Annotated in this window: 15 protein-coding genes; 8 read left to right on the top strand and 7 right to left on the bottom strand. The window is 35.5% G+C overall.

The window, feature by feature from the left end:
- Window positions 1-131: 131 nt before the first annotated feature.
- The 4 genes from UABAM_RS24390 to UABAM_RS24405 all read right to left on the bottom strand — a co-directional run bounded on the left by UABAM_RS24390 (window position 132) and on the right by UABAM_RS24405 (window position 6,066).
- Window positions 132-1,325: a hypothetical protein gene (locus UABAM_RS24390; protein ID WP_151970607.1), complete on the bottom strand. Its 1,194-nt coding sequence runs from the start codon at window positions 1,323-1,325 to the stop codon at window positions 132-134.
- 578 nt (window positions 1,326-1,903) lie between these two features.
- Window positions 1,904-3,163, bottom strand: a complete 1,260-nt coding sequence (locus tag UABAM_RS24395; protein ID WP_315854381.1) for an IS4 family transposase — start codon at window positions 3,161-3,163, stop codon at window positions 1,904-1,906.
- 175 nt (window positions 3,164-3,338) lie between these two features.
- Window positions 3,339-4,034 carry a hypothetical protein gene (locus tag UABAM_RS24400; protein ID WP_151970609.1) on the bottom strand — a complete coding sequence of 232 codons (696 nt, stop codon included), beginning with the start codon at window positions 4,032-4,034 and terminating at the stop codon, window positions 3,339-3,341.
- A gap of 172 nt (window positions 4,035-4,206) precedes the next feature.
- Entirely contained in the window at window positions 4,207-6,066 is a 1,860-nt protein-coding gene (locus tag UABAM_RS24405; RefSeq protein WP_151970610.1) for a protein kinase domain-containing protein, read from the bottom strand.
- Between the two features lie 296 nt (window positions 6,067-6,362).
- On the opposite strand from UABAM_RS24405, the gene nadD reads away from it, so the two are divergent.
- Window positions 6,363-6,980, top strand: a complete 618-nt coding sequence (gene nadD, locus UABAM_RS24410) for a nicotinate (nicotinamide) nucleotide adenylyltransferase (RefSeq protein ID WP_151970611.1) — start codon at window positions 6,363-6,365, stop codon at window positions 6,978-6,980.
- A 214-nt stretch (window positions 6,981-7,194) separates the two neighbouring features.
- On the top strand, window positions 7,195-7,512 hold the full coding sequence (locus UABAM_RS24415; protein WP_151970612.1) for a hypothetical protein: 318 nt from the start codon (window positions 7,195-7,197) through the stop codon (window positions 7,510-7,512).
- Window positions 7,513-7,530: 18 nt separating this feature from the next.
- Here the strand turns inward: UABAM_RS24415 and UABAM_RS24420 are convergent, their stop codons facing one another.
- On the bottom strand, window positions 7,531-7,716 hold the full coding sequence (locus UABAM_RS24420; RefSeq protein ID WP_151970613.1) for a hypothetical protein: 186 nt from the start codon (window positions 7,714-7,716) through the stop codon (window positions 7,531-7,533).
- A gap of 279 nt (window positions 7,717-7,995) precedes the next feature.
- Between UABAM_RS24420 and UABAM_RS24425 the strand changes: the two genes are divergently transcribed.
- From UABAM_RS24425 to UABAM_RS24450, 6 genes are all read left to right on the top strand, one after another.
- Window positions 7,996-9,855: an FHA domain-containing serine/threonine-protein kinase gene (locus tag UABAM_RS24425; protein ID WP_173013553.1), complete on the top strand. Its 1,860-nt coding sequence runs from the start codon at window positions 7,996-7,998 to the stop codon at window positions 9,853-9,855.
- Between the two features lie 793 nt (window positions 9,856-10,648).
- Entirely contained in the window at window positions 10,649-11,665 is a 1,017-nt protein-coding gene (locus UABAM_RS24430; RefSeq protein WP_151970615.1) for a hypothetical protein, read from the top strand.
- Window positions 11,666-11,680: 15 nt separating this feature from the next.
- A complete protein-coding gene (locus UABAM_RS24435; RefSeq protein WP_151970616.1) occupies window positions 11,681-13,201 on the top strand; it encodes a S8 family peptidase in 1,521 nt (506 codons plus the stop codon).
- A 163-nt stretch (window positions 13,202-13,364) separates the two neighbouring features.
- A complete protein-coding gene (locus tag UABAM_RS24440; RefSeq protein WP_151970617.1) occupies window positions 13,365-14,741 on the top strand; it encodes a hypothetical protein in 1,377 nt (458 codons plus the stop codon).
- Entirely contained in the window at window positions 14,725-16,374 is a 1,650-nt protein-coding gene (locus UABAM_RS24445; RefSeq protein WP_151970618.1) for a hypothetical protein, read from the top strand. The genes UABAM_RS24440 and UABAM_RS24445 overlap by 17 nt, the downstream gene beginning before the upstream one ends.
- A complete protein-coding gene (locus tag UABAM_RS24450; protein ID WP_151970619.1) occupies window positions 16,371-18,875 on the top strand; it encodes a S8 family peptidase in 2,505 nt (834 codons plus the stop codon). Before UABAM_RS24445 ends, UABAM_RS24450 begins: the two co-directional genes overlap by 4 nt.
- Before the next feature lie 361 nt (window positions 18,876-19,236).
- Here the strand turns inward: UABAM_RS24450 and UABAM_RS24455 are convergent, their stop codons facing one another.
- A complete protein-coding gene (locus UABAM_RS24455; protein WP_151970620.1) occupies window positions 19,237-22,809 on the bottom strand; it encodes a hypothetical protein in 3,573 nt (1,190 codons plus the stop codon).
- Window positions 22,810-23,157: 348 nt separating this feature from the next.
- Complete coding sequence (locus UABAM_RS24460; RefSeq protein ID WP_173013554.1) at window positions 23,158-24,603, bottom strand: S8 family peptidase; 1,446 nt, start codon at window positions 24,601-24,603, stop codon at window positions 23,158-23,160.
- Between the last annotated feature and the right edge of the window lie 127 nt (window positions 24,604-24,730).

Raw genomic sequence — 24,730 nt, forward strand, 5'->3', positions numbered from 1 at the left:
TATTAGGGACAAGGATAAGAAAATAACTAGCTGATGTCCAGTTTGATTCTCATTTCTAACACGAAAAATCTCGAAACTCGCGTTTAATTACAATCGTGCGCTCGTTCAGTGCAACAAGTGTTTACCTTAGTTTAGTAATCCTCCACACCCAACAAACGCTTTTCCTGTAGAGAAAACCGACTAAAATCAAACGCATATTCACTCTGATATTGGCGCAAGATTCTGCGACAAGCATAGCGATCATATTCCTCATAGCTTGTGTCGACTTCACTTGCCGGAAACATACGAATATATTGCAACAGACGCATTTGCGATGCAAAATTCATGGTGTTGCCATGCAATTGTCCCCACGACCAAATGATCATATCTCCCTGACGAATCGGTATTTCCTGCATATAATCTCGCACTGGATCATTAGCAACAGGGCGATGGCTACGACGTTTCGTTAACAGATCCTTGGGAATTTCATTTTCGCGACACCATAGCTCCAAAAATTGCGTACAGCCAGGTAACGTCAGATGACAACCGGTTTGCGATGTTTGGTCCGAAAAAGCAATGATCGCTTGATATCCCGGCTGACGCCCTTTTTGCATTTCGCTATGGAACAACCACGGATTGTAATCCCAATGTGGCTTGACATTTTTACGCCATTGCGGTCGATCCTCCACGCCATTTTTCATCAGCAAATCTTTTGTACCGCGCATAATTCCCCAATTGTCAATGGTGACGCGTAGACGTTCTTCTTTCCAGATGTGGCAAAAAACGCGATAAACAGTCTCACTGGTTCTATTTTTGAACGCTTGAAAGTGAAAAGCCGGTCGACTTAATAAAAACTTGGAACGCGATGGCCAATTGCATTTCTCCCAAGAAATCGGATTATCCGGGCTCACGTTCATCTTGCGATATGGCGCAGGAGTGTTGTTGATCTCTTCAAACATCGCGGCAATAGAACGCTCGCATTCCTGTTTGTCAAACACACGCACAACCACCACTCCATAATCGTCTAACATACGGCAGTATGTGTCACTATCCTCTATCGCAAAAGACACCGCAAAACCCTCGCGATCTACGGGATATCGCGGAAAAATTTTTTGCCACCCCTCTACGGTTCGCTCTTTTTTATTGAGATGTGGAGAACGATGGATAAAGCAATCCAGCATATAATCCAACCAACTCTCCAAAATATTTACATCGGGAGCGACAGACTTGATCTCTTGCATGAGGTGGTTTTTGTGTTGTGAGTATAACAGCGTGACGGGATCATACTGCGATTCCAAATAGGCAATCGCGCGATCATATTGCTGTTTTTTGATTTCTTTTAACATGAGTGATCCTTTGTATTATTGCAGAAGGTATTCTTCTATTTACTATGAGATTTGCTTATTTTTTGCCAAATCCCTTAGTATATAGAACACCAAAATAGAAAAAAGGATCGTAATTTTTGAAATGAAAGTTTACGTAGCCCAAAAAGTGTTGAAAAAACGTAACGTTAGTTCGGTCACTTGTACATGGTATAGATTGCTTACCAACGTGTCGTCTTTTCTGTACATGTAAGATGTATTTGGCTCCCCTGTGAGAGCTGACAAGGGTAGGTTTTATGTAAAGCTTATGATGCAAGGTACTTATGGCTAAAAGTAGATATTATTTCAACCTAAAGTTTCCCCAGGGTGTCATTCCTGCGAAAGCAGGAATCCACAATATAAAGTCGACTTGTAAACGCCTAGATCCCTGGTCAAGCCAGGGATGACAACCTGGGATTCGTTAGTAAAAAAGTTTCTATCTCTTTTCTATATATGTATTTAGCCAGAACCTACCCCTGACAGCCCAAGCCCATTGACTTAAGAAAATCTAGTAAGTAGGTTTTCGTTTTCTTTTATAGTAATTAACTTGTTTTCGAGGAGATTTAACTCGGGGTCGAGGGCGATCTTTTCGAATGCAAGTAGGAGAAGAAAGGAGAAGAAAGAAAAAGTTGAGTAAGTTTTTCAAAAAGTAAATCAGAGTCATTTTCAAAAAGTAAATCAAGAGCGTAGTTTTTAATGGTATTAAAAGAAACGGATTTATTGACCTGCTGAGGATACTTATTGCTAGAAGTTTTCTGATCAAGAATATCTTGAGCATCTTCAATAAGAATAGATTCAAGACCACTAATGTAAATAGTAGCATAGAAATCTTGTTGAACAGATAGAGTAGTTTTGCCAGTGAAATTCTCAAGGTCAAGACGGTTTTTAATGCGATCAAAGAAAGTTTCTATACCCCATCTAAACCAATAAAGCTCTTTAAAATCATCAGTGGGGTACAATTGTTCATCCACTAAGGAAGAAACAAGGACTTCAACATCACCTGTATCAAGCATAACACGAACAAAACGTACAGAAATTTTCGATGGTAGAGACTGGTCATTAACTAATTTCTTTTTATCGTCAGGAGGTTCAATAGTTGTAATACAGCTCTCAATTTTCTGCTTAAACATTTTGTTTGCTTGATAGAAAGAATTAACAGGACATCTAACTACAAAATTGATACCTTTTTTACATAAATGTGCTAACAGGGTATATGAACAATAACCTCTGTCGAAGAGAATGAGATCATTTTCATTTGCATGTTGAAAGTGTTTGTAAGCAAATAGCTCTTCATCTTTTTTACAGTGTCCTATTTCGCTATCAATTGCGATTTCGTTTAGTAGATCATAAAGTACTGACACTGTTGCAAATGCGTGTGATCCTTCTACACTTATGTTTTTATTTTTATATCTTATTGTGCCAAAATGTTCTTCTATCTCTTTTTCATTTGGAAGTCTTACTTTTGATCCGTCTATTGCACATAGACGAAAACCTTTGTATTTTCTGTAGTCTTCATCTTCATACAATGTTTCAACTACTGCTTGCTTATTTAACTCTATAAAGGCTGTATAATTCAGCTTTTTCCTTGCTTTTGTATATGCTCCTGAGGTTACCGTTGTAAAATTTGTAAGCAAGTCTTTTACGAATTCGTTTAGCCTATTTTGTATTGATTTTATGCTTTTACGTATCATGAATACCATTAATCTTGAAAAAGGTAGTTTTCTTTCTCTTGTAAAGTCTTTTTCGTTTTTACGATGCATTTTTTTGAAACGCTCTGACTCTAATAGTTCTTTACTTTTATCTATTACTCTTTTTTTTATAATCTCTTCTTTTACTGTTTTAAATTATTTTATACTATATACTTACGCTTAAGTCAATGGGCTTGCCCTGACAGCCCTGTGGGCATCGCACACCAATATCGTTTTTCTCTAGCGAATCGCCGGCAGGAGGGCACCGCACATCATTAGAAATACGATACTTCCAACAATAAAACGCTATTTATTTTTCCAACTCAATTGTTTTCATGAGTGCGAAATACTCATCACACAGCATAAGTTGAACCGCGGCGCCATCAAAAACGTTGGTGCGTATTTCCATATCTTGCCACGCTTGTAAAATTTCAGCATTGTTGATGAATTTTTTTTGATAAATGATGCGTAGTTGATACGAGTTTCCCTTTTTATCTAGTTGAAAAACGCCATTATCAAAGTTAATACTCAGCAAATAAGAGTTTAACTTAGATGCCAAACCACTATCAATATTTTTCGTGTAAAATATGGTATTCTTCTCTTTTAAAGACCGCCAAAAATCAATTACTGTAACTGTTTCCAAACGATCATCGCAAAGATGAACTTGAGTAGGTTGACCGCCAAATACCTCTTCAGATATTTCTGTCGCCATCAACCCACAAAGAATTTTGTAAGACGCTTTATTTCTATATTCCTTTAAACACACCATACGAAATAAATAGGTGTTGTCTTTCTTGTCTAATTGAATCGTTTTACGCTGTCCATCAAAAAAACCACTGGCAACACAATATTTCCCTAATGTGTCGGCCTCATTTTTTGTGACAGATTTCGTATAGTACAGCTCACCTTCGTTAAACGTGAGAAGTTTCCCAAAACGTGTAGATTCAATATATCCATAAACAGCAAAGCATATGACAATGAGAACAGTAGCGATAGTATTTTTCATTTTTTTCCCAGGGATATCATTGCGTATTCCCTGGCTCCTTCTAAATTTTAAATCATCAAAACGTCATACCCAAATAAGAGAGGCTATTTTCCTCCCGATAATGCAACAAAGTATAGCATATTTCCCTGGCCACCTTTTATAAATTTCTCCGCGGTCCATACTAAAAATAGATCTACTTGCGCATCTTTTGCGCGTAAAACTTCATGTTTCTTTTATCATTCAATTGTCGATAACAGTCATACAAATTACGATATATGCTCTGTGGATTTTGATGGTGGATTAGCGCCTTTTTGTAACTAGCAATGGCTTCTGAATATTTTTGCCTTTGGTAATATAAATTGCCAATATTTGCGTGTACAATAGGATGTTGCTGGTTCAACTGAAGCGCCTTGTTGTAGTCATCTAACGCCAAACCGTACTGATTGCGCGTAAAGTAAAAATAACCACGATTGTTGTATAAATCCGCTGATTGTGGTTTCAATAAAATCGCTTTATCATAATCCGCAATCGCCAAGTGATCTTTTTGTAAATCATCATATAAAAAAGCCCGGTTCGCATAGGCGTTGACATTGTTCGCGTCGTATTTAATTGCCTGGGCATAGTCATGCAGTGCCTCATCGTACTTTTTCATTTGGTGATACGCCGTCCCGCGCTGTGCATATGACTGCGAGTGTTGCGGATTGTGCTGTATCGACAACGTAAAATTTTCAATCGCCGCAAGATAATTTCCCGTGTGCAGAAAATTCAAGCCCTTTGCAAAATACATTCCGACATTTTGCACAACTGGTTTTTTTCGAGGTACAGTGATCGCCTCTTTGACAAAATCCCACTGCGATGCATCACCCACCTTGATCGCTTTGTCTATATCTGACAATAACACGTCGAGCTCATCATCGTTGGCATTGTTGTTTTGTAAACTATGCTTTAGTGCCAGACTCAACTTGTGTATGATCACAGTTTGTCGCTCGCTTGTTGTAAGAAATTTTTGCTGCGCATTATGTAACCGACCTTCGGCATCACGCCACCATAAACTCGTCACAATGAACATCACAAATAAAAAAGCCATCGCCAACATCGCACCATAAAAAACCACCTTATTTTGCCGGATAAACTTCCTGGCAACATTCCAGCGGCTATATTTTTTCGCAATAATGGGCCTATTGGCCTTGAGGTTCTGCAACTCTTTGGTTAACTGCCGAAAGTCTTTATATCGCGCCGTTTGCTTTTTCTCCAAGCACTTCAGGCAAACCGCTTCAAAATAAGGGCAAATCTCTGGATTGAGTTCACGAGGCGCAATAGGACGGCCATGCAGTGTTTGATACAAGATTTTATGATACGAACTTCCCTGATACACCGTCCGAAAAGTCAGAGCCTCATAAATCGTCGCCCCCACAGAATAGATGTCACTCTTCGTTGTAGACTTACCATCAAACTGCTCTGGGGACATATACAGAAGTGTTCCCAACACTTCCCCCTTCAACGACAGACTTCTCTCCTTCGTATCCGTCATTTTTGCCAAACCAAAATCGAGAATGATCGGTTCCTGTTCCGAAGAGATCATAATATTCGACGGCTTTAAATCACGATGCAAAATATTGTATTTATGCGCATGCCCCATAGCATCACAAACTTTAATCATAATCTCAAGCAAAAACTTCGCAGAGATTTTTTTCTCTTTGATGAGATCAGAAAGGGGCACACCTTCGACATACTCCATCGTAAAATAAGGCTGTGGCAGTTCGCCAAAATCAAATAAACGGATAATATTCGGGTGCTTTAACTGCGCCAAAGCCGAAGATTCACGCATAAATCTCCCCAGACTTTTTGCACTTTGCGAAAGTACTTTTAGAGCGACAAATCTTTTCAAATGAGTATCGTACGCCTTATAGACAATTCCCATTCCTCCACGCCCTAACTCACTGTCAATCAAATAACGCCCAAAATATTCGTTTGGCTTAAGAGCCTTGTTTTGGGAAACATCTTTAAAAACCATGCGGCTTTGTTTGGTTTGATTATGTGGTATTTGGTCCATAAATAGAGCAAACCTTTAAAAAAAGGTAAAAAAGGTGGTTTTCAAAGCAGCAGTAGCAGTATCTTGAATGTACATTTACCATAACACAAAAAAAGGCACTTTGGCTATTTTTTTTGATATGTAGACAGCAACACAACCATAGTGCACAAAAAAAATGGCAAAATAGACAAATTGTCACTAAGATTATAGTGTAGCTTTTGTTTTATGGAAAAATTGCAGCATTGGAAATTTACAAGAGAAGTGATCGTAGCGATTTGATTAGGACGTAAACGCGTATTTTAGTGAATGGAAAAATAATGAGTAAATGGCAATCAAGAATATTTGTGTTTGGTGGTTCTTTCAATCCCATTCACAACGATCATATCAAACTTGCCCTAACAGCACGCGATAAGTGGAAATTTGACCGCATTATTTTTATTCCCAACGGTGACAACTATCGCAAAAAATCACTCTCGGCAACTCCGGCAAAGATACGTTTCGAAATGGTACAAGCCGCCATTGCAGATATGTCGCAAATGGAAGTTTCTGACGTAGAGGTAAACGACTCTGTTGCCATGCGTACGCCCATTACCATGAGAGAACTACACCAAGAAAATCCCCATTCGCAACTTGCACTGTTTCGAGGACTAGACGCACTGCATCGCGTTCACCGCCAATGCTTTCAACTTGCCAATATGGTGGTAATCGCCGTACCTCGCAAGGGATTTGAGTTGTCTTTTGCGGAGATGATTGCACGCCATAGTAAACTACAACAGTTTAACGAGCGCATTATTTATAAAGACGATATCGTTTGCGGAGACTTGTCCTCGACTCAGATACGCCAAGCAGTAGCAGAAGGACAATCTATCGATGATATGGTACCTTCAGCTGTTCAAGATATTATCAAACGCGAAGGACTATATTCCAAGACTTAAACTCGATTAGCCGCTGGAGAGGGAATCGCATACTAGCAATTATCTATACTTGAGCGATACTTTAAACTCAATTAAATAGCAATTACCACGCGAAGTTTTATAAAACGTTTTATTACTATCTACATCTACGTAACGATTTCGTTGTTTTTCTATATTCGAGTACAATTTTTTATCACTCGATTTTCAACGATCGGAAACAAAAGGAGACAATTAAATGCAGTATGAAAAAGCTCCCATAAACGAAACTATTTGGCGTTGGGGTATTCATCAAGAAAAATTAGAGGTCTTACAAGAAAGTAGCCAAGAAGCTCTTGAAGTTATCGGACTTCACGGTGTGACAGCTTTTGCAGGAGAAATCCCCTCAGATGCGAAAGTATCGAATGCACGTGTTAAAGACCTAGTTGCACTTGGATTTCCCGTGTACATTACACCTTTAGACGCAACTCCCGAACATCGCACCGTAGAATTACCAAAGTCCATCACCGCTGAAACCGTCGAGATCTGGAACAATGTTTGGAAACGAATGGATTGAGCACAATGCGCCTTTACCTTACGGACTAAATATGCAAAACTGCGTAATATTGCGCTTTTCCCAGTAAGCCCTATAATGCTTTTGAAACTCGGTAAAATATCTCGCAAACAATTGCGCCTCCGCAACAAGTTTGCGTTGATAACGCAAAAATTTTGGCTCTATATCTTTTTGGCGACGATTGATGGCGCGTGCAAAACGTCTCAAGATTTTCGTAAATTTCCGTCGCTTCGCTAAGAATGGAAAGCTAGAAATAACTCAAATATGTTTTCCGAAAACAACGCCGTACAACCGCTCCACCAATTACTTCGGTTATTATTTTGCCATACAGAATGTTTCACATCCATTCTTATAACTAAATTTATATGGACTCCGCGATCATAGCATTATAAAATATTATTGTTGCCTCGAAATTCACGTACCAAGTTTTCTTCAATGGCAAAAAATAATCCATCTCCATATCCCGATACTTTCAGGATGACAAAAATGATAGAAGAAAAACCACAAGACAAATCAAAATCAGCAAACGACAGCTGGCAATCGACATATGCACAAAATAACACGCAGGCAAATAAGATCAACCATTCCGAAGTTGACACCAGAAAGATGTCTCGTCGTACTGAAACGGTTTCTAAATCAAATTTTTCCGGAGTGGAGAAAACCGAAAATACAGCTACTCCTGACGTTTGTTTTGATCAGACAATACAAGAACACATAACATTTCACGACAAGGCAGATGTACCTCTGGACCAAAGAATTGAAATCAGAATAGACCAAGGCGCTACAGAAAACACCATTGATTTCGACAAAACCCTAGACTGCAATACACCAGCTCCAGAACAATTGCAAAGTGTACCAGCCCCACAACAATTACAAAGTGTTCCCGATGCTTTTGCGCAAACAATGGAAACAAACGTCAACGAAATTTCGACACCACAAAAAACATCAGAAATTTATATCATCGGACGCTATCATGCCATTCAAGAAATCGGTAGTGGTGGATTTGGAACCGTCTATAAAGGATTTGACCCTAATCTCAATCGAGAAATTGCGTTAAAAACCATTCGCTTCGATAAACATTTGACACATTTGATCGAATCTTTTGAACAAGAAGCGCGAACTCTGGCGCAATGCAACCATCCAAACATTGTTCAAGTCTATGACGTAGGCAGAGATCACCAAAATCCATACATTGTCATGGAGTTTGTCAACGGTCCTGATATATGTGAATATGTCGAAGAACAAAGAGCTCAAAAAGACGCAAAGCATCTACAAAAAATCATCTGTTCACACATGCTGTCTATAATAGATGCGATATCTTACCTACACAAAAATGGAATATACCACCAAGACATCAAGCCAAAAAATATACTAGTTTCTCTCAACAACAATTGCCCAAAAATAGTGGACTTTGGATTGGCCATTGAAAACCCAAATTCAACATCAGACGAAATGTCGGGAACATACGCCTACATGCCCCCCGAAAAATTCGAAGGAAAAGTCACGCCAAAAATGCACGACATTTATGCCCTAGGCGCAGTATTCTTTGAGATACTAACTGGAAGACCAGCCCACCCTGGAAAAGCAAATACCGAAATCATCCAGCACGTTTTGCACAATGAAGTCACTTTTCTTCCCATTGATCATATCGATGAGGCATTAAAAAATATATGTTTGCGATGCCTAAAAAACGATCCACGCGAAAGATACCAAGAGGTATCACAAATATACAACGACTTGATACAATACACCGGAAATCAAACAGATGTAAACGAATATCCATATCTACTAATGACCATAGATGAAAAAAAATGTGTTTTTCCTCTAATGCAACAAAAAAACTTTATAGGACGCACGTTCAGTAACCAAGTGGTCATTCCCGATATAACAATATCCCGCACGCAAGCACTCATCGAGATCAACAACGATGAAGTCACGATCAAAAATCTTAGTGAAGTCAACAAAATAGAGGTGAACGGAATTAATGTAGACTACGAACAACACATCAAACTCTCTGGACATGAAAAAATACAAATAGCAAACTATACCTTCCACTTCGTTCCTGAGTCTGAAATTACGAAGTATAGTGATGTTATTCCTGGGCAAGAGCAGGGTTGTGACGTTCCTGCAACAAAACAGCCATCTCCGTTGGACAGCAAGATGTGGGAGCAAACCATTTCGTTACAAGAGAATATCGGCGCATCTGCTAAACAAGAAGCAGTAATAGGAGATGGGGCATTGCAAAAAGTTCAGAAATTAGATGTGAAAGATGCCAAAAAATTTACAGATTCGGTGCAAGAATTGAAGAAGATGTTACTACAATTTGAAAAGAAAATGGAAGAATAGCTGCATGAGCTATTCTTCTTAAAGGATGTGTCGAAAAATGCATAATACACAGACTAGTTGAGGTACCAAACTTCAAATCCTTATGTTTTCTTCGAGACAAGACTACTCGTTGTTAATAAACAAACTATTATTGCAAACGTTGTCAATTTCTAATTAGATGAAATCCAATTGCTTGAAACACTTTTCTAAAAATTAGAAGTTGACAACTAAAATGATATCATACTCCAAAAAAATTAGCCTATCCACTCAGTAAGTTGTTTGCAACTTCCCCGTCAAACTGATAATGAAGTTAAAAAATAGAAGTTCACCTACTTTACTTACCGAAAATACACATTTTATACTCCTTATTTTTAGCATTGTATTATATCTCAATTTTCTTCCTTTTTTGGTTCTATTTTTCGCAACTATTATATCTTTCATTCCAACCGACTTCCCAAAAAAATGCTAACGAAACGATAGTTGAAATTAACTTGCGTATATCGCTTTCTTGCCAATCCTTCTTAACATTGAACCTTCTAGAATTGTAATGATTATAAGTTGAATTTTTGTTTATTTGCACTTTTGCGATTTATTGTAGTTTGTCAAAAACAAAGTCAATCGTTACTTACACAGGAGGGCTGACATTCCAGATTTTTTAAACCTGGAGATCTATTAATAAAGAGTCCTTTTTAAATTTTTATAAATTTTTTCATTGATATAACTAAATAAATATATTATACATTTAATGTTTTAAAGGAAAGAATTCGATTTAAAAACAATTTATGATTTAAGGCTTTTTTTTTGGAGTTTACGCATGAAAAAGAATCCAGTTGTTTATTTTGCAATGCTGACATTCTGCCTAACTATTGGGTGTCAAACAGGCAGTTTTCTTCATAATGTTACTTTTCCTGCTTATGAAGGAACTTATGATATCGATGGTGAACAGGTTGAAATTAATATGATAAAAGTGTTCGATGGAGATAACCGAAATACCGCATATGAATCTGAATACAAAACTGTATTTGGAGAGTCATCGTGGAAGGAACTTGTAAAGACTTTCCATGAGTACGAAAAAGAAGCAGGTGCAGCTGCTGTTGAAGCATTAGGTGCCGCTGCCGCTGCCGCGTTAGTCGGATTGGCTGTAGACTATGGTAAAAAAAAGTTAGAAGAAGAAGCTTCTCTTCATGTAGCTCAGTATGAAAAGAGATTAGCAGTTGATGAATTTTGGAGAAAAGAAGAAGAAACAGCTACAAGAAAAATTAAATACTTTCCAAATTATTATGCCTTTGAAATTGTAAGAAAAACAACCGCTAATGAAGTTTCTTATCGAAAAGTTTTTGGTCTAGCTCCTTCAAAAGATAGAAGTGTATTCTTGGTTGCACCTCTGAAAACAGAGCTCAATAGTACTAAAGCGAAAGTTTCAGGACTTCGTTTATGGTCAGCAATTCCGATATTTTGGTGGCATCCACTATTGCTAAACTACGAGGATGAAATCGAAATTGACATAGATGTTGACATTGATGCTATCTGGGTAGATAAGAACCAAAAACCACATATGGATAAAAGAACTTTTTCTACCAAGGAAAAACATAAACTTACATTTCCTGTAGAAAAAACCGGCGATGGTAGCAACAAGTTTGGTTGGTTTCATGCAATTCAAAGATCAAGTAACCAGATGACAGGAGACCCTGGACTTGGTACGTTCTGGATCAATGTTCGAGTTACGGAAAGGGACCCGTCGAATGCCAAGAAGCGTCTAGAACAAGCAGCGGAGTTTCTTGGAGAACAGAAGGAAACAATTGTAAATACTATTGTTAAAACAGGCTCGTAATGTAGAGGAGATACCGTGAAAACAAAAATATTTTTACTCGTTGGAATACTTTCTATTTTGAATATTGTATTTGCTCAAGAAACAATTAATGATAAGGAAATTCAAGTAATAAAACCTTTTTCTTTAGGAGACTCGTTAGGTACTTCTACTGTTGAAGCAGGTACATTGATTAGTATAAATGAAGCACGTTTAAAATACAATGTTCGTGGAGAAGATCTTCTCGTTGCTGTTTTGGATACGGGTTTAAGAACTACTCACGTAGATTTTGCTGGTCGTGTTGAAGAAGGTAAAAATTTTACCTCTGATAATGGTGGCAATCCCACTGATGTTAGTGACGGCGATGGTCATGGAACTCATGTCGCAGGAATTATAGCGGGTAATCGAAGAACTGTAGGTATTGCCCCTGCAGCAAAGGTTGTCCCTCTTAAAGTTTTAAAAAATAATGGACGCGGTTCTTTTTCATCTATAAGTAGAGCTCTTGATTGGGTTATTAATAGGGTTAACGAAGGAAAGCAAATCCGTGTAGTTAATATTTCCATATCGGATAGTGATAACTACACAAATGATAGTACTTTTTCCAACGACATGATACGCAACCGAATTAAAAGGCTACGTGATATGAAAGTTGCTGTTGTGATTGCTGCAGGAAACGAATACGTTGGCAACGAAGGTATGGGATACCCCGCAATTTTTAAAGAATGTATAAGTGTTGGGGCTGTTTTTGATTCTGATATGACTCACATTCATGACCCCAATCCTCATGATAGTATTTCAGGTTTTGTTTATTCAAGGGGGCGAGCAGCATTCTTTCCTATAGCAAAAGGTTCAATAACAGCATTTTCTCAAAGATTGCCTTCTGAATTAAGTCGCACTTTCCAAACAGATATTTTTGCTCCTGGAGCAGTAATTACCTCTTCAGGTCATCTGAATGATAGAGATCAATCTGCAAGTCAAGGAACAAGTCAGGCTGCTCCAGTTATTTCAGGCGTCATATTATTAATGCAACAGCACTATAAAAATAAAACAGGTGAGTACCCGAGTATCGATATTATTGAAAGTGCTTTACGCAACTGTAAGCCTATTTTTGACGGTGATGATGAAAACGATAATGTTCGGAATACCGGCAAAAGATATACTCTTGTTGATGCTAAAATGGCATTAGACAATATTAATCAGAGTATCAGTACGATTGCCGCTATTAGAGCTATTGCTAAAGCAAATCCTAATTTAGTGATACAACAAAAAGACAAGGACAAGTATAAACCATTGAGTTTTGCGTCGGAAACTGACCGAGTAAAGCAAAAACTCGAAGAAATAAAACGAAGTGTAGGTGCTTTATACCAAAATTATAAAAATCTGGAGAGTCTAAAAGACGATATTAATACTATAAAGGCTGAGCTGAAGCAGATAAACCTTAAATACAACTCATTAGAAAAGAATTTGAAGACCTATTCTAAAATTTCAGAAATGAAATCATTGTTGATCAAGATGAATGAAGATTTAAGTAGCCTAGAAAAATCAATAAAAGATGAATGAAAATTTAAGTAGCTTAGAAAAATCAATAAAAGAATAAAGTTAATAGGCCAAATTAAAATTTGGCCTATTACATAACTTATATATCGCCAACACTAATACATATCCTCCGTCTAACATATATCTTACATTTCAGTTATTCAATTGTGTATTTTTAGGATAAAAAATGCAAAATAACACTGATAATTTTCAACCTTTAAAAGAAACAAGAAACCTATACTTTTTTATAAGAATTGTTGAATATTTGGAAGTAGGTTTTTTTTGGTTTTTAATTTCTATTGTTAGTTTGATTTTAAATAGTGACACACTGCAAACTCAATACAACATCAGAAATTTTATCTTTTCCATAACATTGGTAATGTTTTCGAATGCTTTTTGGGAAGTTATCACTGGTTGGTATGCTGATAAATTCAAAAGAAAGTATTCTATAGTTGCGGGATTTATTTCATGTATATGTGGTTGGATAATAATTGGACTTTCTATATTACTAAATAATCATTTATTATGGACGGTTGGCTTAATAGTATGGTCACTTTACCCTGCTTTGGTTTCAGGAGCTCGAGATGCATGGTTTGTTGATCGATGTAACTACTATCTTCAAAGTTTTGATCTTAGAGATTTTCAAGAAAAGACATTCAAAATTTCAAATATAGTTGGTCTTATTGTAGCCCCATTTTCTGCCCTAATCTGTTGGTCTATCTTTGAAATGTGGGGTTTATCAATCAATGTTTCTCAAATAATCCCTGGCGCGTTATCGTGTATACTTATCATCATCAGTTTTTGTTGTATAGCCGTTTATCGGGTTACTAGAAAAGTACAAGAAGAGTACCATGAACATATTAGTTACAAAATAAATGATTCAATGGTTTCGTTTATCAAAGAGGGAGTGAAATATTCTACTACGAAACCTTACAAGTGGTTTGTTCTTGCACATATTGGTGGAGTCGGTTTTTTATACATGTGGAGTTTTACTTGTTGGCCATTTATATTGCAATTACAAGAGCCTGGTTTTTTTATATTTAACAAGTTTTACATCTTCATTTTTATACTTATTTCAATTCTTGGTGGTATCAATGGTCTACTGTTATCTGCCATGGGTAGATATATCTCAAAACGCAAACTATTGCTAATATTGAGCTCTTGGTATATGTTACCCCTAACTTTTATTGCTCCGATTTGTAGGTATTATGGATTTTCTTTATTTGACGCAAATGGAGAGTTTAAAGCCGCTCTATTCTTCTTCGCTGCTTTTATGTTTCGTTCTACCTATGCAGCATTTTATGGAATTTTAATATCTGAAGGAAATAATTTGATTGTTTCGAAAAATAAAAAGAAAAGAGCTTTATTAAGTTCCCTAGCAAGTGCATATACAGCTGCTGTTTTCGGTATAATGGGTGCTGTGTTATTATATTTCATTGAGTTAAAGACTCTTTTAAATACCATTGGCTTTATGTGGACTTACTTTGGATGTTTCTTTTTTTTAATTTCTGTATACGGAACATATTCTATTTTTAAAGGACAATCAAATGTTTCGACCACATAAATATAACATACATATATATTGTTTCTTTATCGCTATTTTTGGATATTTTACATGGGGATTTGTCTTATTTGTGGGGACAAATCCCCATGTAAATATACCTTTTTTTCAGTTATCTCAAGATATTTTGATTAGAATATCGCAGCAAGTGTCTATATCTTTTACTGTATTTGCTATTTTAATTAAGGTGACGTTTCTTTGGGATAAAAGTTTAAGTCAGCGCGTTCAAAAAGCAAATCTTTACGCCAAACATTATGCATCTAAATATTCTAACACAAAAACAAGTATTATCTCCAAGCTTACCAAAAAAGAACGGACGAATTTGTATAACTTAGTTCCGGCATCGTTTCTACCAAAGGAAATAAACAGCAGTGCACTTGATTGGTATTTATACGATGTGTGTGTACTGGTAGATTTTAATGATCCTACTTCCGCTAAATTTGCAGCTGATATACAAAATCAGTTGCAAAAACAACTAAGTAACTTGCGAATTTTTTGCGATAGTATTGAGAATTACTCTATACAAGAACTCAAAAATATTTATAAAAGTGGTTGTAAATCTTGCCTGATGGTCCTTTCTTCGTCATTGTTTAATAACCATACCTACCGGATACTTATAGATTACGCTTTGCAGCGTCAATATTTTTTAACTTTATTTGAACAAGCTAAACCTCTCGATAAATATTTGGTTTGCGTTGCTACAAACGAGAATTACGAAGAGAATGTGATATATCAAGAAGAATATTTTGGTTATATCTCTCCTTACATTGTGAACGAGAAGTCCGTTGCTTTAGAAAACACAATAGATGCGATACAACAATCGTTATGTTCGACTTCGCAGATCAAAAATACAAGTGTTCAAGCTGAAACCCCAGAAATAGCCAATCAAAATAAGAATTTTATTTACAAATATCTAGAGAGAATGACTGCGTTAATTTACAACTACATGTCGCCTCTGAAAAATGATAACAACGATCAAGTTTTGATATTTTCGGAAACATTGGCTTTATGGTTGGCTGTAACACCATTGCTTGTTAGTTTTTGGCTAGCTACTTGGATTACTTCAAGTTTTATAAATATGAAAATAGACGCGCGCTTATTGAATTGGAAAGCGTTACCCAAATATGAGATTTTAAAAAAAGAAAACAGTGAAATATTTTTAAAGAGAGATAAAAAATCAATAACAGTTCTACTAAAAGAAAATATTTCTATAAAACAACTCAAAAATAAAATTAAGCTTATTGGAGGAAAGGTTGAAAAAATAAAATTTTCAAAAGACTTGAAAATGAAATTTAAAACTATTTTTGTTACCACGCGTACAGAGAGACAACTTGTCGAAATCAAAAACTTTGTTATCCAAGAAGAAGGTACTATAACTATTTTCCCTACCTACAGAATTAACTCGTCTATTCAAATTTTGCTTACTGGTACAATCATCGTATCGTCCAAAAGCTTAGATGACAAATCTGTTCAACAATTTGCTGAGCGCTATAAATTAAAAATGTTACAAAATATTACACCTAATGTTTGGGAATTGTACTCTTTAAACCAAGAACCTTTACTAAAAACAGTAAAAAAAATACAAGAAAATGAAAGTTTCATTGTTGAGCCAGGTACTATTAGGAGAGAACTATGAGTCAGAAACATAAATTGCAAGAGATATCTAACAAGGATAAATTATCTAATCATCAGATATTTATGTTACTAAGTGGGTCTTTTCTAATTACTGTAGCGGTTATTTTGATAATCGGTTATATATTTATTCATCGAGTGCCCAAAAAAAATTTTATTATCTTATCTTCGGATACTAAATTTGAATTAATAAATTTTGAAAAATTACCGCAGTTAATTGTTAATGTAAAGGCGCGTAATAACAAATTAAATGAGTATATTTTTAAGCATTTATCCTACAAAACAAAACGCTTGGTTAATAATGAAGAGGTAATTAATAAATTAATTTTATTTGCAAATTTTGATCAAAACAAAAAGAAAAAAATTCTACTGGATTTGAATTCCAACAAAAAAGAAACGCCTGAATTTTTAGATAAGCAGGTGAAAAATTTACTTTTGCGGTTTATCGACGACTTGAATTCTATAATAACCAGAAAAGATGTTTACAAAAAAGAACGATTTTCAAGAATTCCTGAAGAAATACTGGAACAACGACAGAATGCCAAAAACCGTTCGGATATTATATGGTTTAACAAAGCGATTATAGAAAAAGAATTTGATGAAACCAGCAAACAACAACTTTTAGTTGTTGGTGACAAGATTTTAAAATTAAAATGGGGTAATTCCTTAAATTTAAAATTTACTCGTCTAAAATCTCTTTCTAAAACGGATATTGAAAATATTGACAAAGAAACAAAAGGACGCTCTCAGCAAATTTTAAAAAGTTATCAAAACAAATTGCTTATTGTAAATCCGATTGAAACAGAGAATGAATCTCTCGTTCTTGCTAGCGAAACAATTCTTGGTACAGACTATACGGAGGAATTACCCTACTCTGAAATTAACGAAAAGGATCATCTCTACTTTAGTGGTCGTTTCATAGTACAAGCGAATGACAAAACAACAAAGCAACAAATTATCGACGCAATTGCCAAGTATAATTTTCAAATAGCAGAAGACGAAGTATACCAATATCCCTTGTTTCAGCAGAAAAAAGTTTACTGTATTCAGCATAAATCAACAAATGTAGAAGAAGCTTTTTCTAATTATCCAGAATTAAAAGAGTCATTAAAACCATTGACTCTTCCTCCTCATTGTGAACCAGAAAGTTCGTTGATTACTTTTGCTGAGGAGGCTGGTGTAAATGTTTTTAATAACTCTGTTACTATGCCAGAATCAAAAATAGACGAAAAACTTAAGGTTTCTGATTCGTACAGCAGTTTACAGTGGTATCTTGGAGAAGATCTTTTTGGACTTGATAAATTAATGCAAAAAACTCAGTCATTTTTTCCGAAAATATTGTTTTCTATTCCTGAGAGTTTTGAAGTTAAATACTTGTTAAGTCAAAGTTATCAAAATACAAACGAAAGAGGTGAAAGAACCTACCTTATCGAACCAAGGCTTTTAGAAATAATAAATAAAGCTTTGAAGGAAAAGTTTCCTAATAGACCTTCTCTTTCCGTCACGACAACAGTGGGGCAAGAGTTTGACACTAGGTGGTGTATTAACGATGACAAAAACCATGAGTATTATAATATTATTATTAAAGATAAATTACTACAGTTCTACGAACCATTACGAATTGCAATAATCGATAAGGCTATCGACTGGGATCATTTTGATTTGAAGAAATGCCGTCCTAAGGTAGCCTATCGATACAATTTTTTTAGCAATGAACCTGAAAATGATCGACAATGTTATCCTGCTCCCAATGAAATTCATGGGACCCAAGTTGCAGGTATTATTTGTGCGGATCGTTCTCGGTTTGGAATATATGGATTAACTGATTATGTGAAAATATTTTCTCTAAAATGCCAAAGTAAAAGCGAAACAAAGGGAAAACGTTCAGAGGTTCAAGATCCCAGAGGGCTTATAAGGTGCTTTCAAAAAGCCATAGATAAGCGTGTTAAAATAATTAATATGAGTTTTTCAATTCCATCTTTAACCGCCTCTGAGGAAACCATAATAAAAGAGGCCCTTGATGAAGGTATAATCGTTGTTGGTGCAGCAGGTAACCGAACAGAAAAAGCACCAAATAGAACTAATGACATTCAAAAACTAGCAGAAAAGTGCCCTATTATTATTGTCGGAGCTACGGACGTCAATAAGCAAATAATTCGTCGAGATTCTACCATAGTTCCCAATGTAGGAGAGAAATATTGGTGGGAGAATATCGAACATGCTATAACAATTCGTGCACCAGGGACTTTTATAATAACAACCGATCCTCAAACAAATGTAGGATCAGCACCACCTGAAGTCGCAGTTAAAGACCAAAACTTTTTTTCCTATATGAGTCAAAGTTCTTCCGCAACACCGATTATAACGGCAGTAGTTTCTTGGTTGTTAAGGAAAAAGTCAGACATGACACCTGCACAAGTAAAAAATATTCTAACTTTGGGAGGAACGACTGCATTTTTGCAGGCAGAAAAATCATATGATAATATAGAAATGTATTTGAAGTAGTTAAAAGATAAGCTGACAAATTTGTCAGCTTTTTTTGTTTATGTACCAGATATAGAAAATGAGATATTCATATTTATACTCCCTGTAAATTTTATTTTTCATATCTTAAAATACTTTCCCTCATAGATTTTTTTGATATTTATCAAAACTACTGTCTTGGCAAAATTATTTTGGACAAAGAAAAATAGTGGTCTTGAAAATATCAGATTTTGTATTATTTATTACTATTTTACAATACTTTTTAAACAAAATCTAAAATTTTAAATATTTCCAAAAGTTGTTTTCCTTGTCCATCTGTTATCGTTTTGTTAAGAATTGCATATCAGAGGGGGATTGAAGTGGCACCGTTTGTCATTTACCACTAAAACAATTCTTTTTTAAGGGTTTTTGTAACGGCAATTTTTCCATCTTTGCCAAAGTGAACGGAAAGTTCAAGTTCTTTTACGTTACTACTACGCAAATTTTTTACAAATTTACTAATTTTATCGAGAGATTCCTTATTTTTTTCGTTCACAAAAAATGTAGTTGTGTGAATTGTTATATACAAATCTTCGTTGATATATTCTTTGCGAAATTGTGAAGTTGAAAAAGTGATGGTGGTATCTTCGACAACTTTATTGTGAATATCTTTACCTCTAAAAGTTACTTTTAGACTCTCTGTTAGAGAGTCTTCAAAACCTGGATAGGCGATACGAAAATGTTTTCTTTGATTTTTGCTAACACGCAACTTTATCAGTAGTTTTGTGCTATCTGGATTGCTTTTAAATAGAGATTCCTCATGTAAAGAGATCTTAGAGTGATCAGGATTTTGGAAATAAACAAAGTCAAATTTGTTGGGGGCAGATTCTTCAGGTGAATAATTCGATAGTTTTACTCGTAATTCTCCTTCCATAATTTCCGTTATATGATCGTTGCCGTCTTGCGGCATGCCCTTATCTATCGCGAAACTTAGTTTACGGTACGTTACTTCTTTATCATTTTCTTTTTTGACTATTTTTTCATCCACAAGAGGGTATCTTGCTGTCGTGTAGGTCTTTTTACTTTCTTTACCCGTAAAATAGACCGTCATATAACCCATTTTTTTTGTTATGTCTAAAGAATAAGGTGATAGTATTGTGAGTCGTTTTCCTTTGTTAACGTAAGGCTTTTCTAATACCAATTTCGCTGTAGGTTTCGTTGATGTTGGTTGGCTAGCAGGTGCTATTACATTTATGATCTTAATAGCTTCCTTCACAATGTCATAACCTGCACTGGTGATCACAGTTAAGTCTACTTTGGTTGTTTTCTCTTTAGGGTTTTCTAACGCAGGCATACGTAAGTTATCAAAGGTGACTAAAAGAGCTTCCATGTTGGGAAGTAAAGTCACATCTTTTGCTTTTTGATTTCCTACAAAAACTTGCGGATTACGCCATAAGTCTTGTCCATGAATGATAAAAGTTCTTTCTGCATTATCGTCTTTGGTATTTATTCTTAAGGAGATATCATCTTCTAAGTGAATACGTGGTCTTTGTGCAGAAAATGTCTTTTTCGCAATTAATGCGGTTGTAATTGCTGTTAGATCACCAGGTAAATCTATTGCAACAATGTTTTCTACATTTGTGGTATCATTGTCCTGTTTAAAGAGAGAACCACTATTACGCCAATTTGCTCCATTGGACCAACTGTATTTACCTTGCAGTTCTAATTTTTTCCACCACGCGGGAACTATCAACGATGCGGTAAAGGAATACTGTTTAGGTGTATGTTCATAGTCAACATATGGTCTGTCCCACCAATTGTAGCCGATTTTAAATTTAGGACCTAAAATCCAGCCAAACTCCTGTTGATTGTTGATGAAGCCAACAACTAGAGGTTGTCTATTGATCGCATTAAGTAATTCTTGAGTTCGACGAATGTATTGGTTGTTATTTTGTAATTGTAAGCCGCTATTTGGGATTAATGCCCCCAGCGAAGTAATAAAGTTGGAGTATGTTTCTCTTGCGGAGACGTCCGAAATGTTTTGTGCGTACTCTTTCGGTTCTACGGTGTAGATGTAAGGCCTATGTGTTGTTTCTAAATTTTTTAATGCCTCATAAAACGCCTCTTTTCTGGAGCTATTCTCATTTTCTTCTCTGATATCAACATAGGTTTCAGAATTTTCTGTTCGAAAGAGGTCTAAAATAAGTATTGTTTTATTGGTTGTATTGTCCTTCTCAAACCGAGCGACTATTTTGAACAAGAATTTTTTCTTTTGCGTATCCTTTACATGCCACTCTGTTACACTTTTTGCTTCAACGTTATAAGGGTTAGGTAACTCAAATCGAATATTCACCAGCTTATTTTTAATTTGCGAAGGCAGTTTTTTATCCATTAATTCATATATCATGGTGGCTATTTTATTTTCGTCAGCAATCGAAATGGACGCAAACGCTTTTTCAAAAGTTTCTTCGTATATATCAACATACTCATTTAAGTAGTCTCTATACTTTTGTATAATTGCTAAAGTAACGGGTCTGGCGAGGTTTTGTTTCTCTAATTTTATGTTTGCGAGACTTTCTCCACGACTTAAAGTACTCAAAAAATCAAACGTATCAAAAGAAAGATTTTGTTTTTTCATACGGTCTTTTAAATTTGGGATGTAGTTCTTGGCTTCTTCAGCTTTTTTTAAGGAATCGGAAACCTGTCCCTGTTGTTGTATAGCACTATCCTTGAACTCAATGAAATCTACAGAGTTAGAAACGATATCAATAAATTGGTTCGGAGAACTATCACTACTCCCTTGTTCTATCTCTTGTTTGATAGCTTTGTATTCTGCAAATATTGCCTTCACCTCACCGTAACTGATATTGTTTTTCTTTTTCAAACTTTCTAATTTTTCGATTAGGTCCTTTAATTTTTCAGGTAATTCAGCTGTACCTACATTCTTTTTTATATCGTTCAGCAATTCATTAATTGTGTCTCTAAAAACAGCATTTTCCGCTTTTTTCTTTAGTTTTTCGGCGATATTGTTTAATTCTAGATTCGGAGTTGTTATTTTTTTTATATAATCCTTTAAAAGTTTTTTTATTTCAAAGGCTTCTCTTTCAGGTAGTTTCGCCCCCAAATCTAATCTTTTTTGTACGCTAAATATTTCACTCTGTATTTTTTTTCTTAAATCTCTTACCCAAGCTTCGTACACATCAGGGTATGTTTTTGAAAAGTCAGTATCTTGTGTCGTTTTATTGACAAAATTAATTTTCACTTTTCCCATTTTACCATGATGGTTCTCCGGTTTTACCGATATGTCGAATTTGAGGGTATAAAGTGTTAGTCCGTTTAAATCATGAGTGTCGTCAAGTTCCTGTTCGTAAATTGCAGCACGTACAGCATTGCGGTACGCTAGTTTATCTCGTAGTTCCTCGATTAGGGTCAATTTTGCTTGCGTTGCTTGCGGCGTAGGCGATGGAAGTGCCTCACGCTGTTGCGGTATCAGAGATTTAGAAGTGGGAGTTGTACCGACTTGATCACCAACACTCGGGGCTGTTAAAGCAGAAGGTAACTCCGAAGTTGCTCCTTCTTTTCCATTTTTTAGGTCTTCCAATTCTTTACGTAGTTTCTCTATACGTAAATCATATTGCAAATTCGCTATTTCGTCCTGCTTTTCAATGTTGTCCCCTAGACGTTTTAAATCTGCGACCTCAAGGTCTTGCTTCAACTCAGTTACCTTACCTAACGGATTAAACGTAGCGGAAAAATCATTAAGAAATGCGACAAATTGTCTAACATCTCGGTATCCTTGAATTCTGCTAGCGTTGTCTGTATTATTCAATTGCTCTAAAAGCCACTTTTTTTCTTGGTTACGTGAGTTGATTAAACGTTCTCGGGTAAAAACCTCTGGTTTGTCTACGACAATGCTCCCTTTATTCATGCATCCAAATAGGAGTAAGGATAGCATTGTTAGTATCGTTATTTTCAATTTTAAAGCTCCTTGGTATCCATTTTTATGTGCAAAAGCAAACTTTTTGGAAGAATTAACCTTTGTTTATGCACAGGTGGTTATTGATATAATTGTTTTGCAACTAGATAGTTTGTGTTTGATAACAGTTTTTATGTGATTGAAAATAATAACAAAAAAACGTATTTAAGCAAAATGAATATTTTAAGCATTAAATTTGTCTTTAAGCGATTTTGATGTTCGATTGTAGTGGTTTTTCTCAGACATTTAAATCCCAAGCAACACGATTTTCTGTGGGAGTGGCAAAAAACGTTATTTTGAGAGATGATATGCGATGGTAACATTTGACCACGAGGTTTTAGACCAAGGTTACTTTTTTATTTTTTGTAAGGCCGCTTCGATATTTAAAATACCAGGACCCAGTTTTGAGGAGGAATGATTCAATGTTTTCTTTGCTGTGCATTTTAAGATCGTTTTTATATCTTCTGCAGAGAGTGAGGGGTCTTTCTCTAACATTAGGGCAATACATGCCGTTACAATTGCAGTGGCCGCATTTGTTCCTCGATAGTTATTTGTATAATTTGTATCTATAAATTGTGGTGTCTGATATACTCCATATCCGTAAGGCCCATGAACATCAGTTGTTGCTATGCCTTCGCCTGGCGCAGCTATATCGACTTGATTTTTCCATTTGTTATAGTTGGAATAACGAACATGACCTTGTGGATCAACAGCAGCAACAGCTATTACCTGAGCCATTGTGGCAGGGAAGCAAACTTGGGAAGAAGAGCCACTATCTCCTACAGGGGAGATGATTATTTGTTTTTGGGAAGCTTTTTCTATCACCTTTTTTGTAACAGGTAACTCCACTCCTAACCCCCAACCATGAAGTTGTATGTGTATATCTTCAAAATTTGCAACATAATTAATTGCTTTTGCTAGTTCTACTTCTGAAGTAAATCGCCCACTTTCTATCACCTTAATGGAAAAAATTTTACTATTATATGCGATACCTGTAGGACGATTTTCAAAAGGAGATGCGGCAATAATTCCCGCAATACAGGTTCCAGAAATATCATTTAAAGTAGGATTGTTTTTATCAAAAAAACGATGACTGAATTTTTTGGGAAATGGAATATTTTCGTTTCTTACAAAGTCCCAACCAATCACATCATCAATGAAGCCATTATTGTCATCGTCATGACCAGCGTCTAAAAAGCTCTCTGATTGGTTTATATATATATTGTTTTTTAGCGCCGTGTTATCTACCAGATCTATCCCATCCGAAAAAATGCTTATGTTTACATTTTTTCCTGTAAAACCGTTGTTCCACGAATTCGGAGCCTTGATTTTATCTAAATGCCAACCGGAATCATTTTTATTATTTGGTAATGAATGAATACCGTTTAACTCTAGTGATAATACTGGATAAGTCCAAATAATTTCTTGTACTGATTGTCGTATTGAGTTTATTTTTTTGGTTAAATATATATCTTCAATATTCTTTTCTTGAACTTTGAAAATATACACGTTGATTTTTTCAAAACTTTTATACTCCGAATGTGGAGATACATTGTACTTTTTCAACTGCTGAACTACTTTTTGTTCGTTTCCTTTTAAGAAAGAAACAAATAGCTTATCTTGTACAATATAGCGATATCCTAAATCATCGATGACTATAGGGTATATCTTTTGAAAATTCGGGAATATTTCTTGCGTTATGTCTTCTAGCGAAACTTCCATATTTTTTTTGATTTTGTATACATTGGAATAGGGAATAGAGCTATTTAACAAAAAAGAATATTCGTTAAACATATAATTTTCTTGTTTTCCAGAAGGAAGAATATAGTATTCGGAACTTCTTTTGAATGAAATCTTTTGTGAACATGAAATTTTGTATTCAATAAGATTTTCATTTGCAGCTAGAATACAAGAAACAAGT

Source organism: Candidatus Uabimicrobium amorphum, from assembly GCF_009002475.1.
In the GTDB taxonomy this organism is placed as follows: domain Bacteria; phylum Planctomycetota; class Uabimicrobiia; order Uabimicrobiales; family Uabimicrobiaceae; genus Uabimicrobium; species Uabimicrobium amorphum.

Bases quoted from the DNA above. Each gene is read 5' to 3' on its own strand.
- UABAM_RS24430 (WP_151970615.1), top strand. From the start codon at position 10,649: ATGAAAAAGAATCCAGTTGTTTATTTTGCAATGCTGACATTCTGCCTA.
- UABAM_RS24415 (WP_151970612.1), top strand. From the start codon at position 7,195: ATGCAGTATGAAAAAGCTCCCATAAACGAAACTATTTGGCGTTGGGGT.
- UABAM_RS24445 (WP_151970618.1), top strand. From the start codon at position 14,725: ATGTTTCGACCACATAAATATAACATACATATATATTGTTTCTTTATC.
- UABAM_RS24390 (WP_151970607.1), bottom strand. From the start codon at position 1,325: ATGTTAAAAGAAATCAAAAAACAGCAATATGATCGCGCGATTGCCTAT.
- UABAM_RS24400 (WP_151970609.1), bottom strand. From the start codon at position 4,034: ATGAAAAATACTATCGCTACTGTTCTCATTGTCATATGCTTTGCTGTT.
- UABAM_RS24460 (WP_173013554.1), bottom strand. From the start codon at position 24,603: ATGTTTAACGAATATTCTTTTTTGTTAAATAGCTCTATTCCCTATTCC.
- UABAM_RS24425 (WP_173013553.1), top strand. From the start codon at position 7,996: ATGATAGAAGAAAAACCACAAGACAAATCAAAATCAGCAAACGACAGC.
- UABAM_RS24405 (WP_151970610.1), bottom strand. From the start codon at position 6,066: ATGGACCAAATACCACATAATCAAACCAAACAAAGCCGCATGGTTTTT.
- UABAM_RS24450 (WP_151970619.1), top strand. From the start codon at position 16,371: ATGAGTCAGAAACATAAATTGCAAGAGATATCTAACAAGGATAAATTA.
- UABAM_RS24440 (WP_151970617.1), top strand. From the start codon at position 13,365: ATGCAAAATAACACTGATAATTTTCAACCTTTAAAAGAAACAAGAAAC.
- nadD (WP_151970611.1), top strand. From the start codon at position 6,363: ATGAGTAAATGGCAATCAAGAATATTTGTGTTTGGTGGTTCTTTCAAT.